Below are 12301 nucleotides of genomic sequence, written 5' to 3' on the forward strand. Positions count from 1 at the left end.
GTCGTTTCCTTCGTTCTCAGGTCGCTCAGACGCGCTCGATGATGGTCGCGACACCCATGCCGCCGCCGATGCACAGGGTCACCAGGCCGTAGCGACCGCCGGTGCGCTCCAGCTCGTCCAGGCAGGTGCCCAGGATCATCGCGCCGGTGGCACCCAGCGGGTGGCCGAGGGCGATGGCGCCGCCGTTGACGTTGACCTTCTCGTGGGGGATGTTGAGGTCCTTCTCCCACTTCATGACGACCGACGCGAACGCCTCGTTCAGCTCGAAGACGTCGATGTCGTCGACGGTCAGACCGGCCTTCTCCAGCACCTTCTCGGTGGCCGGGGTGGGACCGGTGAGCATGATCGACGGCTCAGAGCCGACCTCGGCGTAGGCCACGATGCGGCCGCGCGGGGTGAGACCGTTGCGCTTGCCGGCTTCTTCCGAGCCGATGAGCACCAGGGCGGCGCCGTCGACGATGCCGGAGCTGTTGCCACCGGTGTGGACGTGGTTGACCTTCTCCACGTTCGGGTACTTCTGCATCACGACGTCGTCGAAACCGACCATGTCGGCCAGCGCCTGGAAGGCGGGCTTGAGCTTGCCGAGGCTTTCCGCGGTGGTGCCCGGACGCATGTGCTCGTCCTTGTCCAGCAGGGTCACGCCGTTGATGTCCTTGACCGGGACGATCGACTTCTCGAAGCGGTTCTCCTGCCATGCGACATCGGCACGACGCTGCGACTCGGCGGCGAAGTTGTCGATGTCCTCACGCGAGAAGCCCTCGATGGTGGCGATCAGGTCGGCACCGATGCCCTGCGGGGCGATGTAGTTGTCGTACGCGGTGGCGGGGTCCATGAACAGGGCGCCGCCGTCGCTGCCCATCGGCACGCGTGACATCGACTCGACACCGCCGGCCAGCACCAGGTCGTCGAAGCCCGAGGCGACCTTGGCCGCAGCCAGGTTGCAGGCTTCCAGACCAGAGGCGCAGAAGCGGTTGATCTGGGTGCCGGGGACGCTCTCGCCCAGGCCCGAGTTGAGAGCAGCGGTACGCGAGATCACGGCGCCCTGCTCACCGACCGGCGAGACCACGCCGAGCACGACGTCGTCGACGGCCTTCGGATCCAGGTCGGGGTGACGCTCCAGCATCGAATCGATCAGACCGGAGATGAGGTCGATCGGCTTGACGCTGTGCAGCGCTCCGCCGCGCTGCTTGCCACGAGGCGTACGCACCGCGTCGTAGATGAATGCTTGGTCAGGCACAAGAGTTCCTTTCACACGAACCTAGATGGTTGCCCCCAGGCTAACCCTCAATAACGTTTTTGGCTATAGGCACAGGTACATCCGTGTTAATTCCAAGCGAATTGGGCTATGGTCGGTTCACCATGCCGAGCTCGAAAGCACCCCGACGCACCCGCGCGATCGACCGCCGCGAGCAGCTCTGCGCTGCCGCAACGGTGCTGTTCACCGAGCGTGGCTACCCGCATGTGTCGGTCTCGGACGTGGCCGCGCGAGCCGGTGTCAGCACCCCCACTGTGTACCGGCACTTCGCCGACAAACAGGCCCTGCTGTTCGCTGCGACCCAGGGCGGCGTCGACTCCTTCGAGGCCTACACCGAGTCCGCGCTGGCCGCCGAGGCCGCGCGCGATCACCCGGACCCCGCGCACGCGGTGGTCACCGCCGCGACCCGGCTGAGCATGGCCGATCCCGGTGCGCACACGCTGTGGCGCTGGTCCGGGCAGCACCTGTCCGACGAGCAGAATCGCGAGGTGGTTCGCCGGACCCGCCGCGTGCTGCGCCGCTGGGCCGCCGCCCTCGCGGAGAGCCGTCCGGCGCTATCCGAACGCGAGTCCATGTACCTGGCCGGCGCCGTGCTGTCGGTGGCCGGCAGCCGCATCGGCCGGGAGGCGAAGGCCAACGCCCCGCTCGTGGAATCGACTATGCGCCAACTGATCTGGCGCCTCCTCGACCTGCAGCCCGCGCTCGCGCCGCCGCTGCCGGATCCGGTCGTCGGGCTGCCCGGCGAAGGCGGCCGACGCGACGAGATCCTCGACGCCGCGGCACGACTGTTCGCCGAGCGCGGCTACCCCGGCACCGGCATGGACCACATCGGCGCCGCCGTCGGCATCACCGGACCCAGCGTCTACAAGCACTTCCCGGCCAAGGAAGCGATCCTGGTGGCCATCGGTCGACGCAGCGCCATGCGCTTGGAGGCGGGCGCCATGGCCGCGGGCTTCATCACCTCGAATCCGGCCGAGCTGCTGGACCTCCTGGTGGATTCCTACGTGCAGACCATCACCACCTCCCCGGACCTGCAGGTGGCACTGAGCAGCGGCTACGTCCTCGCCGGCACCCCGGATGCGGCCGAACTCGTGACCATGGAACGCGGCTATGTGGCGCGCTGGATCGACCTGTGGTCGGCCGCCCACCCCGACGCGGACCGCACCGTCGCCACGCTGACCATCCACGCCGCGCTGGCCATCGTGCTCGACGCCGTCCGCATGCCGCGCAGCACCCCGCGGCCCGAGTTCGCCGCGCGCATGGCCTACCTCGTGAAAGGCTTACTCGCGTGAAGTACCGCCGCGACGAGATGATCGAGAAGCTCCGACTCGACCCGTCGTTCGGCGAAAAGCTTTGGGGCGCCTTCGGTTTCACCCACTCCCCAGACGGTGAGGCGAGCTTCACCGAGGAGGATCTGGCCGCCCTCGCCGTCTTCGTCGGTTCGGACGGCGAGATGGATCCGGCCGCGCAGCTGGCCGCGGCCCGCGTGATCGGCCAATCCACCGCACGGCTCGCCGAATGGCAGGCCGATCAGATCCACGCGCTCGCCGCCAATCCCAACGTCCCGCAGACCACCGACGAGCTCGCCGCGGCCGTGGCGCACGTATTGGAGCTGGTCTGGCGCCGTCACCTGGACAACTTTCTCGCGTATCAGGACGAGGCGGCCGCCGACTCTCCCGACGCCGAGGGCGTCGAGCTGATCATCGGCTTCGCCGACATCGTCGGCTATACCGCCCTGTCCCGCCGCCTCGGGCTCCACGAACTCGCCGCGCTGCTGGACACCTTCGAATCCGGCGCGTACACGGTGATCAACCGGCACGGCGGCCAGATCATCAAAGCCATCGGCGACGCCGTGATGTTCACCGCGCCCACCCCGTCCGCGGCCGCGGCGATGGCCCTCGAACTGCACGATCTCGGCGAGGACGACGACCTGCTCAAACTCCGGGTGGGACTGGCGGCGGGCACCGCGCTGACCCGCCTCGGCGACGTCTTCGGCGAGCCGGTGAACATCGCCGCCCGGCTGGCGAGCAGCGCACACGAGGGCAAGACGCTGATCGACGAGAATCTCGCCGAGGCCCTGGCCGATGATCCGTCGCTGTACCTGCGGAATGTCAGCGCACTGTCGGTGCGCGGCTATCGACGCCTGCGGGCCACGTCGCTGGCGCGGAACCGCCGGTCCTCGTAGACCGCGGATAAAACGGCGATAAAAAGGAAGGCGCGCACCGCGATCGGACGATTACCCTCGAACAGATGACACCCGCGATCGCTGTCGAGGCCGTCGATCTCGTCAAGAAATTCGGTGATTTCACCGCCGTCGACGGCGTCAGTTTCTCGGTGCCCGCCGGTACCGTCCTCGGTGTGCTAGGCCCGAACGGCGCGGGCAAGACCACGGTGGTCCGCATGATGACCACGCTCTCGGTGCCCACCTCGGGCACCGCCCGCGTCAACGGTTTCGACGTGCACGAGCAGCCGGACATGGTGCGCCGCAGCATGGGGCTGACCGGTCAGGCCGCCACCGTCGACGAACTGCTCACCGGCCGGGAGAACCTCGCGATGATCGGCGGGCTGTACGGCATCGCGCGCCGCCCGCTGCGCGCCCGGTCCGACGAACTGCTGGCCCAGTTCTCGCTCACCGATGCCGGCGACAAGGTGGTCCGGGACTACTCCGGCGGCATGCGGCGACGCCTCGACCTGGCCGTCAGCCTGCTGACCGCACCGCCCGTACTCTTCCTCGACGAGCCCACCACCGGCCTCGACCCGCACAGCCGCAACGAGCTGTGGGACGTGCTGCGCGAGCTCGTCGCCCGCGGCACCACCCTGGTGCTGACCACGCAGTATCTGGAGGAGGCCGACCAACTCGCCGACCGGATCGTGGTGATCGACAAGGGCAAGATCATCGCCGAGGGCACACCGCTGCAGCTGAAGGACCAGGCCGGGTCGGCCAGCGTGGTGGCCACCCTGACCCACGCCCACCAGATCGGACCGGCCCGCGAGGCACTCGCGGCGATCGCCGCCGAGATCTTCGTCGACGAAGGTGCCCGCAGCCTGACCCTCCCGGCCGGCGGCCTGGCCGACCTGACCCGGGTAGCCCAGGAGCTGCACTCCGGCGGCTTCGAGGTGGACGACCTCAGCCTGTCCCGACCGAGCCTGGACGACGTCTTCCTGTCGCTGACCGGCCGTCGCACCACCCCCACCGACGGTGAGGAGACCCCGTGAGCACCTCCACTGCAATGACCTCCGCCCCGAGCACCACCTCGTCGACGTTGTGGCAACAAGTGGCGATCATGGTGCGCCGCAGCATGATCCACACCAAACGCATGCCGGAGATGCTCTCCGACGTCACCATCCAGCCGATCATGTTCGTGGTGCTGTTCGCCTTCGTCTTCGGACCGGCGATGCCGATGCCCGACGGCGGCAGCTACACGTCGTACCTGCTGCCGGGCATCATGGGGCAGACCATCGCGTTCACCGGTTTCATCGTCGCCACCGGCATCACCGCCGACGTGGAGAAGGGCATCGTCGACCGGTTCCGCTCGCTGCCGATCAACCGCATCTCGTATCTGCTCGGACGGTCGATCGCGAGCCTGCTGCACTCGTCCATCGGCATCGTGGTGATGGCGTTGACCGGTCTGGCGATCGGTTGGCGCATCCACACCGGCCCGGCCGAGGCCGTGCTCGGCTTCGTGATGGTGTTGGTCTTCGGCTTCGCGATGATCTGGTTCGGCGTACTGATCGGCTCGTGGCTGCGGTCGGTGGAGGCGGTGAACGGCTTTATGTTCAGCACCATGTTCCCGCTGACGTTCCTGTCCAACGCCTTCGTCCCGACCGCACCGATGACCCCCTGGCTGCGGACCATCGCCGAGTGGAACCCGATGTCGTCGCTGGTCCAAGCCATGCGACAGCTCTGGGGCAACGGTCCGCACGCGGGCCCGGACGCCGCGCTCCCCCTGCAGCATCCGGTGCTGGCCACCCTCATCTGGTCGGCCGGCCTCACCGCGATCTTCGCGCCCCTCGCCCTCCGCGCATTCAACCGACGCACCGCCGACTGACCGGCGCGGACGGTGCGAGACCGCCGCTCAGGCGGTGTGGGTCAGCGCTTCCAGCGGGTCGGCGTAGATCGCGTCGAGCGACGCGGCACCGGCCGCCTTCTGCTGCACCGTGATCGCCGACCGGGCGACGCGGACGTCGCGGTTGGTGACCACCGACGTGGCCCGCAGCGCCTTGGAGACCAGCGGCAACGCCTCGGGATAGTCGGTGAAGGCCTGCCCGCCGAGGATCACGTGGTCGGGATTGAAGATGTCCGACATCAGGGCGACGGTGCGCCCGAGCACCTCGGCGCGCTCGGCGAGGATGCCGTGCGCCACGTCGTCGCCGGTCCGCGCGGCATTGCGGAGGTCTTCCAGGGTCTCGACGTTCAGCCCGGCGGCTGCGGCCGCGCGCAGCACGCCCGAGTCGCTCACCGCGGCCTCGAGCTGGCCGGTCTTGTCCGGATCCAACAGGGTGGTCTCGCCGGTCGGGAAGTGTCCGATGGTGGGCGGTCCGGCGGCCGGGGTGTGCACGGTGCCGTCGACGCTGAACGCGATGCCGGCCATTTCGCGGGCGTAGAAGTACAGGAAGTTCTGGCTGGTCTCGGCCGGATTCACCACCAGCTCCGCGGCGGCCATGGCTGCCACGTGCGAGGCCACCGAGACCGGCAGACCCAGCGATTCGGCCACCAGCTCGCCGACCCGCACCCCCGACCACCCCAGACGCGGATGGTCGACGACGCCCTTCTCGTCCACCTTGCCGCCGATGGCTACGCCGCCCCAGAGCAGGCGCTTGCCCACCCAGCGGTCGGCGAATCGGCGGGCGCTGTACCCGATGGCGGTGACCACCTCGTCGGGCGTCGCGGCCTGCGGGGTGGCGATGTTCACCGCGCCCACCACGCGATGCTGGAGGTCGTGCGTGGTGATGGCGGTGGTGCGGTAGCCGATGTGGATGCCGACGGTGAGGAAGTCGCCGGTGTTGATCTCGAACGGCACGCGCGGACGTCCGACGGCGCCGGGCGGTGTCAGGTCGGCGCGCTCGCGGATCAATCCGGCCTTGAGCAGTGCGCTCACCTGGCGGTTCACCGTCGAGATGGACAGGCCGGTGGCGGCAGCGGCGTCGTCCCGGAAGACGGGACCGGAGACGCGAGCGGTACGGAGGACCAGGGCGGCGGCCTTGGTGGACAGCTGCAGGCTGGCCACTCCCGCGTACGGGGCGGTCACGCGCGCCGCGCGTCGTCGTCGTGCTTGTTGCGCATATGCCGATCCCTGGGCAGAACGAATGGAAGTGGCGACCCGGCGGTCGAGGGTGGAAGTCATGGAAGTTCGGTGTCCTTGGTGCCTGAGTGCGCAGGCCGAGAAACGGCGGATGCGCACATCGATGAATGCCCCGCGATGAGCGGGATGGAAGCTGGGTCAGCGCATTCGGCAACAACAAAGGACACGAGCAAGCGGCAGGCGGCAGCCCAAAGCGGTGGTCACATACGTGACCTCCGGGACGGCGGCGAGCTTGCTGGTCATGTCGGTCAAACTAGCAAGCCCGGACGCCTTCGGCAATACCTGAGTGACGAATGTCAAGTCATTCGAGCACGAAGACCGGAATCTGTCGGTCGGTCTTCTGCTGGTATTCGGCGTAGGGCGGGAAGGCGGCGACGGCCAGTTTCCACCAGTGCGCGCGCTCGTCGCCGGACACCTCGCGCGCGGTCATCGCGATCGGCGAATCCCCGTCTTGCACAAGCACTTCCGGGTGCGCCTTCACGTTGAAGTACCAGGACGGGTGCTCGGGAGCGCCGCCCTTGGAGGCGACCATGGCGTATTTGCCGCCTTCTTCGACACGCATCAGCGGCACGTACCGCTGCTTGCCCGACTTGGCCCCCGTCGTGGTGAACAGGACCACCTTCATGCCGTCGAAACCCACCGAGTCGGTGGTCCCGGTGTCGAGGATCTTCTGTGTCTGGTCGTGCACCCAGCCGACGGGGCTCAGTTCCGGTGTGTCGCTCATCCCACGACGGTACGCCCGCTGCCGCACCGGCAGCGGGCATACGGCGATGGGATCAGCGGAAGGTCGCCATCCCGACGTCGGTAGCCGACAGGTGAGCGTGTTCGTTCATCGAGACGACGGTGATGCCGCGGCGTCCGACGAGCAGCTTGGTGTACGACGCGTTGACCATGGCGCGGGCCAGCGTGGGCCACGACTGTGCGGGCACACCCCAGAGCCGAGCGATCAGCGCGGTGATGGTGCCTGCCGACGAGACGGCGAGCACGGTCTGCCCGGACCCCGCCAGTTCCACCGCGCGATCGGCGGCGGCGCTGGTGCGTTCGACGTACTCCGCGTACGTCTCATCGGAGTCGGCCGCGCCCGCGGTCCAGCGGAGCAGCGCGGCGTCGAGCACCTGCTGGTAGGCCGCCGGGGATCCGTACAGGTCCGGCGTCGGCCCGCCCGGCAGCGCCGGGATCACGTACTCGTCCCAGCCCGCGTCCACGGTGGGCTCGGGCAGAGTTCCGCCGTGGACGCCGCCGAACGCGGCCAGCACGGCGTCGCGGGTGGCGACCTGGCGGGCCAGCCCGCCGCTCACCGCCGCTGTGAACGCCGGCACCTGCCGGGCCAGCTCCCGTCCGGTGGCTGCGGCCTGCTCGACGCCCAGGTCGGTGAGCCCGGGCGCATCCGCCGGAACCGGATCGGTGGAATACGCGTGCATCGGCGCCTGTCCGTGGCGCACCAGGTAAATGACACCCACGGCTCAGGCCCTGTGCAGGTTGGTGCCGGGACGGCTGAGCACGGCCTGCGGCAGCACCGCGTACCGCCCGAGCTGCGTCACCGCATGTGCGACGGTCGCGACGTCGGCGCCGGTGATCATCTCCTCCGCTGGAATCGCGCCTTCGCCCTTGGTCCACTCGGACATGTCGGTGTCCACGTAGCCCGGGCAGATGGCCGTGGCCGAGACACCGCGCACCGATTCCTCGAGGTTGAAGGTCTCGCACATCGAGATCAGCGCGGCCTTGGTGGAGCCGTAGGCGGTCAGATTCGGTTCGGGGTAGACGCCGGTGATCGACGAAATGGCGATCACCTTGGCCGCACCGTCGGTGCCTGCGGTGGCCCGCAGCGTCGGCAACATGCCCTGCAGCAGCAGGAAGGGGGCGCGCAGATTCACCTGGTAGAGGCGGTCCAACCGGCGCACCGGGAAGTCCTCCACCGCACCCATCACGCCCATGCCGGCGTTGATGACCAGCGCATCGCAGCGGCCGTAGGCGGCGGTGTGAGCCGCGGTCAGGTCGGCGAGGGCGGCGTCGTCGGTCATGTCCGCCACCTCCACCTCCACTCGTCCGCCGTGCACTCGCAGCGCCTCGGCGCGCTCGTTGAGCGCATCCAGGCCGCGTGCGGAGATGGTGAGGTCCCAGCCGTGAGCGGCCAGACGTTCGGCGATGGCGGCACCGATACCGCGGGACCCTCCGGTGATGAGGGCGGCTTTACGAGTCGTCATTGCAGTGCTTTCAGTCCGGTGTCGATGAAGTGCGCGGTGGCCTCGGCGGCCCGCTCGGCGCCCGCCGCGCCCGATGAGCCGCCCTGCAGCGCGCGGTGGGTGATGCCTTCGGCGATCACACCGAGCTTGAGATTGGCCAGCCCCACGTAGAAGCCCCAGTCGCCGAGGTCGGCGCCGGCGATCTGGGCGTAGCGCTGCGCCATGGCGGCCGAGTCGGGATAGCGGTCGCTGGTCCAGGCGGCCTCGAAGCCGAGGACCTGCGAGAAGACCGGCTCCCGATAAACGCACATCAGCGCGACATCGGTGAGCGGATCGCCGAGGGCGGCCATCTCCCAGTCGACGACGGCGGCGATGCGGCCGGGATCGTTCGGGGCGACGATGGTGTTGTCGATGCGGAAGTCGCCGTGCACGATCGTCGACCGCGCCTGCTTGGGCGTACGCGCCGCCAGCAGATCGGCGAGGCGCTCCACGTCGGGCAGCTCCCGCGTCTTCACGTGGCCCCACTGCCGCGTCCACAGCTTCACCTGGCGGGCGGCGAAACCCTCCGGACGGCCGAAGTCGGCCAGGCCGACGGCGCGATAGTCCACCGCATGCAGATCGGCCAGGGTCTGCACCAGCGCGTCGAAGTTGGTCGCCACGTCGGGGTCGGACCAGGCGTCCAGATCCTCCGCGGACCGGATCACCTGCCCGTCGACGAACTCCACCACGGTGCACGGGGCGCCGATGAACTCACCGGTCCGGTCGATCACCACCGGGGTGGCCACCGGCACCGCGGTGCCGGACAGCGCCGAGGTCACCGCCCATTCGCGTTCCATGTCGTGCGCCGACGGCGTCAGACCGGCGAGCGGCGGCCGTCGGGCCACCCAGCGCCGCTCGGCGTCGCTCACCACGTAAGTCAGATTGGACCGACCACCACTGATCAACTCGATCTCGAGCTCGCCGATCACGTCGATCCCGTTGGCGGACAGCAGCTTCCGCAGGTCCGCAGCTTTCAGCCCGGCATGATCAGACATTGCGCACGCCCGCCTCGCGGGCCTTGCGCGCACGTCCGACGGCCCGCTTGGCGAGCGCCCAACGGTGCACCTCGGAGGGGCCGTCGTAGATGCGGAACGGACGCACCTCGTTGGCGAGCCGGGCCAGTGGCAGATCCTCGGACACGCCGAGGCCGCCGCACATCTGCACGCAACGGTCCAGGATCCGCGAGAACGCCTCGGCCCCATAGGTTTTGGCGATCGACGTGGAGTTCGAGGCGTGCTCGCCCTGATCGAGTTCCCAGCAGGCGTTGGTCAGCAGTGCGCGGGTCGCGGCCAGGTCGATCTCGTTGTTGGCCACCATCTGCTGGATCATGCCGAGGTCGCCGAGCTTGCCGCCGAAGCCCTCGCGGGTGCCGACGTAGTCGAGCGCGATGTCGTGAGCCCGCTCGGCCACACCCATCCAGCGCATCACGTGCGTCATGCGGGCCGGGCCGAGGCGCACCTGCGCGTAGCGGTAGCCCTCGTCGGGCTCACCGAGGACGTCCTCGTCGGGCACGAAGACGTCGGTGAAGGTCACCTCGCAGTGTCCGCCGATCATGCCGCGGTCGTAGGTGTGCACGTAGCGGCCCACCTCGATGCCGGGCGTGCCCGCGGGCGCCAGGAACATCGTCGCGCCGCCGCGATCGCCGGGCTCGCCCTTGGTGCGCGCCATGATGATCCACATGCCCGCACCGTCGGCACCGGTGATGAACCGCTTCATGCCGTTGATCTTCCAGCCGCCGGGGACGCGCACCGCATGGGTACGCAGGGCGTTCGGGTCGGCGCCGGCACCGGGCGAGGGCTCGGTCATCGCGAAGGCGCTGCGAATCTCACCCTTGGCCAGCGGCGCCAGGTAGCGATCCTTCTGGGTCGGGCTGGCGACCTCGGCGAGCATGTGCACGTTGCCCTCGTCCGGGGCGCCGAGGTGCAGGGCGACGGGGCCGAAAGTCGATCGGCCGGCCGCGGTAAAAACCGGCGAGCGGTCAGACATGTTCAGCCCCAGACCGCCGAACTCGACGGGTGCGTGCGGCGCGAAGATGCCGGCCTCCTTGGCCTGGGCATTCAGGTCGCGACGCAGATCGTCACCGCCGGCCGCCACGATGTCGCCGGCGAACTTGTTCTCCAGCGGCAGCACGACGTCGTCGATGAAGGTACGGGTCCGCGCAACGAGGTCGGTCACCTCGGGGCTGTAGGACAGGTCGATGGTCATCTCAGCTCACTCACTCCCCACCGAACGATCGCTCGGTCACCCGCGACTGTACCCCACAAGATCGCGCGCCAACACCAGGTTCCGCTCGACGAGCTGTTCGGGCGTCTGCCCGCCGCCCGGTCGGTACCAGGTGGAGACGCCGACACACATGGTCGACAGCGCGCGCGCAGCGTCGTGCGGAAACTCGGTGGTGAAGATTCCCGCGGCGACGCCGTCGTCCACCGCGTCGTCGACCATCCGCTGCTGTCGCGTCCGGTGCCCGATGTAGACCGCGCGGTACTCCGGATCCATGCTGCGCACCTCGGTGGAGCCGACGAAGGCCTGGGCGCGCCGGTACATATGGAAGCGCAGGAGCGACTCGACGAGAGCGTCGAACCGGGCCAGCGGCTCCGCGCCCGCCTCGGCCAGCGCGGCCTCGCTGCGGCCCAGCAGCTCCTCCATCGTCAGCTCCGAAAGACCTTGCAGCAGAGACTGTTTGGACGGGTAGTGGTGGTAGAGGCCGGGTACCGAGAGCCCTGCACGAGAGGCGATGTCGCGCACCGTGGTGCCGTGATATCCGCTCTCCGCGAAGGCTTCCAGCGCCGCGGAGAGCGGTGCCGGCAGATCGGGCGGGCCATAGTCGCGCCAAGTGGTCATGGCAACGAACCTAACCCCAGGAGCAGGTGCACACATACGTCGACCAGCTGAGTGCGGTCCACCTGCACCTCGCCTTCGGTCCACGCTGCGAGCAATCGACCCAGGCCACCGACCTGAAAGTAGGCGGCCGCCGTGGTGACCGGACCCGGCGCCACCCCTACGGCCTCGACGGCCGAATCGCCGGTGAGAGCGACGAAGAGTCGGGTGGACTCGGCCCGCTTGCGCGACACCACCGGGCTGCGCACGGTGTCGGCGAAGAGGAGTCGCCCGACCCGTCGATCCGATTCGATCACCCCGACCACCGCGTCGACCGCGCCGCGCACCTTGTCCGTCGAATCGTCGCCCGCCGCGAAAGCCCCCAGCGCCTGCTCGGTGATCCGCGCGATCACCCCGTCGTAGGCGGCGGCCACCAGGTCGTCAATGCCGGGGAAGCTCTCGTAGAAGTAGCGCGGCGTCAGTTCCGCGCGAGCACAGACGCCACGCACCGTAACCGTGCCGTCGTCGTCCTGCGCCAGCATGTCCAGCGCCGCCTCGATCAGGGCGGCACGACGGCGAGCCACGCGGGCGTCGCCGGCCTCCCCGCCGTAGGCGCGCAGCACGGGTTCGAATTCATTCGCCGACGACATCACCCGTCAATCTTGACACTCTTGACACTCGCCGCAGGCACGAGTTGAATAAGC

13 protein-coding genes are annotated in these 12301 nt (G+C 69.0%); 4 read left to right on the forward strand and 9 right to left on the reverse strand.

Going from position 1 to position 12301, the window contains the following annotated elements:
* Window positions 1–25 precede the first annotated feature (25 nt).
* Window positions 26–1237: an acetyl-CoA C-acetyltransferase gene (locus tag ABD989_RS11805; protein ID WP_345313623.1), complete on the reverse strand. Its 1212-nt coding sequence runs from the start codon at window positions 1235–1237 to the stop codon at window positions 26–28.
* 122 nt (window positions 1238–1359) lie between these two features.
* Between ABD989_RS11805 and ABD989_RS11810 the strand changes: the two genes are divergently transcribed.
* The 4 genes from ABD989_RS11810 to ABD989_RS11825 all read left to right on the forward strand — a co-directional run bounded on the left by ABD989_RS11810 (window position 1360) and on the right by ABD989_RS11825 (window position 5304).
* Window positions 1360–2547 (forward strand): TetR/AcrR family transcriptional regulator, encoded by a 1188-nt coding sequence (locus ABD989_RS11810; RefSeq protein ID WP_246992819.1) that lies wholly within the window; start codon window positions 1360–1362, stop codon window positions 2545–2547.
* Window positions 2544–3440, forward strand: coding sequence for an adenylate/guanylate cyclase domain-containing protein (locus tag ABD989_RS11815; RefSeq protein WP_345313624.1), 897 nt, complete (start codon window positions 2544–2546; stop codon window positions 3438–3440). Before ABD989_RS11810 ends, ABD989_RS11815 begins: the two co-directional genes overlap by 4 nt.
* Before the next feature lie 65 nt (window positions 3441–3505).
* Window positions 3506–4471, forward strand: coding sequence for an ATP-binding cassette domain-containing protein (locus ABD989_RS11820; RefSeq protein WP_345313625.1), 966 nt, complete (start codon window positions 3506–3508; stop codon window positions 4469–4471).
* Between the two features lie 14 nt (window positions 4472–4485).
* Window positions 4486–5304, forward strand: a complete 819-nt coding sequence (locus ABD989_RS11825) for an ABC transporter permease (protein ID WP_345313674.1) — start codon at window positions 4486–4488, stop codon at window positions 5302–5304.
* 27 nt (window positions 5305–5331) lie between these two features.
* On the opposite strand, the gene ABD989_RS11830 is transcribed toward ABD989_RS11825, so the two are convergent.
* The 8 genes from ABD989_RS11830 to ABD989_RS11865 all read right to left on the reverse strand — a co-directional run bounded on the left by ABD989_RS11830 (window position 5332) and on the right by ABD989_RS11865 (window position 12247).
* Window positions 5332–6600, reverse strand: a complete 1269-nt coding sequence (locus tag ABD989_RS11830) for an ROK family transcriptional regulator (RefSeq protein WP_246992825.1) — start codon at window positions 6598–6600, stop codon at window positions 5332–5334.
* A gap of 259 nt (window positions 6601–6859) precedes the next feature.
* Window positions 6860–7282: a nitroreductase family deazaflavin-dependent oxidoreductase gene (locus tag ABD989_RS11835; protein WP_345313626.1), complete on the reverse strand. Its 423-nt coding sequence runs from the start codon at window positions 7280–7282 to the stop codon at window positions 6860–6862.
* Window positions 7283–7334: 52 nt separating this feature from the next.
* Window positions 7335–8018, reverse strand: coding sequence for a histidine phosphatase family protein (locus tag ABD989_RS11840; RefSeq protein WP_345313627.1), 684 nt, complete (start codon window positions 8016–8018; stop codon window positions 7335–7337).
* A 3-nt stretch (window positions 8019–8021) separates the two neighbouring features.
* Window positions 8022–8762, reverse strand: a complete 741-nt coding sequence (locus tag ABD989_RS11845) for an SDR family NAD(P)-dependent oxidoreductase (protein WP_345313628.1) — start codon at window positions 8760–8762, stop codon at window positions 8022–8024.
* Window positions 8759–9775 carry a phosphotransferase family protein gene (locus ABD989_RS11850; RefSeq protein WP_345313629.1) on the reverse strand — a complete coding sequence of 339 codons (1017 nt, stop codon included), beginning with the start codon at window positions 9773–9775 and terminating at the stop codon, window positions 8759–8761. The genes ABD989_RS11845 and ABD989_RS11850 overlap by 4 nt, the downstream gene beginning before the upstream one ends.
* Window positions 9768–10985, reverse strand: a complete 1218-nt coding sequence (locus ABD989_RS11855) for an acyl-CoA dehydrogenase family protein (RefSeq protein WP_345313630.1) — start codon at window positions 10983–10985, stop codon at window positions 9768–9770. Before ABD989_RS11855 ends, ABD989_RS11850 begins: the two co-directional genes overlap by 8 nt.
* A 36-nt stretch (window positions 10986–11021) precedes the next feature.
* Window positions 11022–11621: a TetR/AcrR family transcriptional regulator gene (locus ABD989_RS11860; protein ID WP_345313631.1), complete on the reverse strand. Its 600-nt coding sequence runs from the start codon at window positions 11619–11621 to the stop codon at window positions 11022–11024.
* The gene (locus tag ABD989_RS11865; RefSeq protein ID WP_345313632.1) at window positions 11618–12247 is read right to left on the reverse strand and encodes a TetR/AcrR family transcriptional regulator; all 630 of its coding nucleotides are present in this window, start codon (window positions 12245–12247) and stop codon (window positions 11618–11620) included. The genes ABD989_RS11860 and ABD989_RS11865 overlap by 4 nt, the downstream gene beginning before the upstream one ends.
* Between the last annotated feature and the right edge of the window lie 54 nt (window positions 12248–12301).

This window comes from Gordonia alkaliphila (assembly GCF_039542465.1).
Classification (GTDB): domain Bacteria; phylum Actinomycetota; class Actinomycetes; order Mycobacteriales; family Mycobacteriaceae; genus Gordonia; species Gordonia alkaliphila.

What these genes read in the sequence shown, in the direction of transcription:
- ABD989_RS11810 (WP_246992819.1), top strand. Translation starts at nt 1,360, where the DNA reads ATGCCGAGCTCGAAAGCACCCCGACGCACCCGCGCGATCGACCGCCGC.
- ABD989_RS11820 (WP_345313625.1), top strand. Translation starts at nt 3,506, where the DNA reads ATGACACCCGCGATCGCTGTCGAGGCCGTCGATCTCGTCAAGAAATTC.
- ABD989_RS11825 (WP_345313674.1), top strand. Translation starts at nt 4,486, where the DNA reads ATGACCTCCGCCCCGAGCACCACCTCGTCGACGTTGTGGCAACAAGTG.
- ABD989_RS11830 (WP_246992825.1), bottom strand. Translation starts at nt 6,600, where the DNA reads ATGACTTCCACCCTCGACCGCCGGGTCGCCACTTCCATTCGTTCTGCC.
- ABD989_RS11835 (WP_345313626.1), bottom strand. Translation starts at nt 7,282, where the DNA reads ATGAGCGACACACCGGAACTGAGCCCCGTCGGCTGGGTGCACGACCAG.
- ABD989_RS11845 (WP_345313628.1), bottom strand. Translation starts at nt 8,762, where the DNA reads ATGACGACTCGTAAAGCCGCCCTCATCACCGGAGGGTCCCGCGGTATC.
- ABD989_RS11850 (WP_345313629.1), bottom strand. Translation starts at nt 9,775, where the DNA reads ATGTCTGATCATGCCGGGCTGAAAGCTGCGGACCTGCGGAAGCTGCTG.
- ABD989_RS11855 (WP_345313630.1), bottom strand. Translation starts at nt 10,985, where the DNA reads ATGACCATCGACCTGTCCTACAGCCCCGAGGTGACCGACCTCGTTGCG.
- ABD989_RS11860 (WP_345313631.1), bottom strand. Translation starts at nt 11,621, where the DNA reads ATGACCACTTGGCGCGACTATGGCCCGCCCGATCTGCCGGCACCGCTC.
- ABD989_RS11865 (WP_345313632.1), bottom strand. Translation starts at nt 12,247, where the DNA reads ATGTCGTCGGCGAATGAATTCGAACCCGTGCTGCGCGCCTACGGCGGG.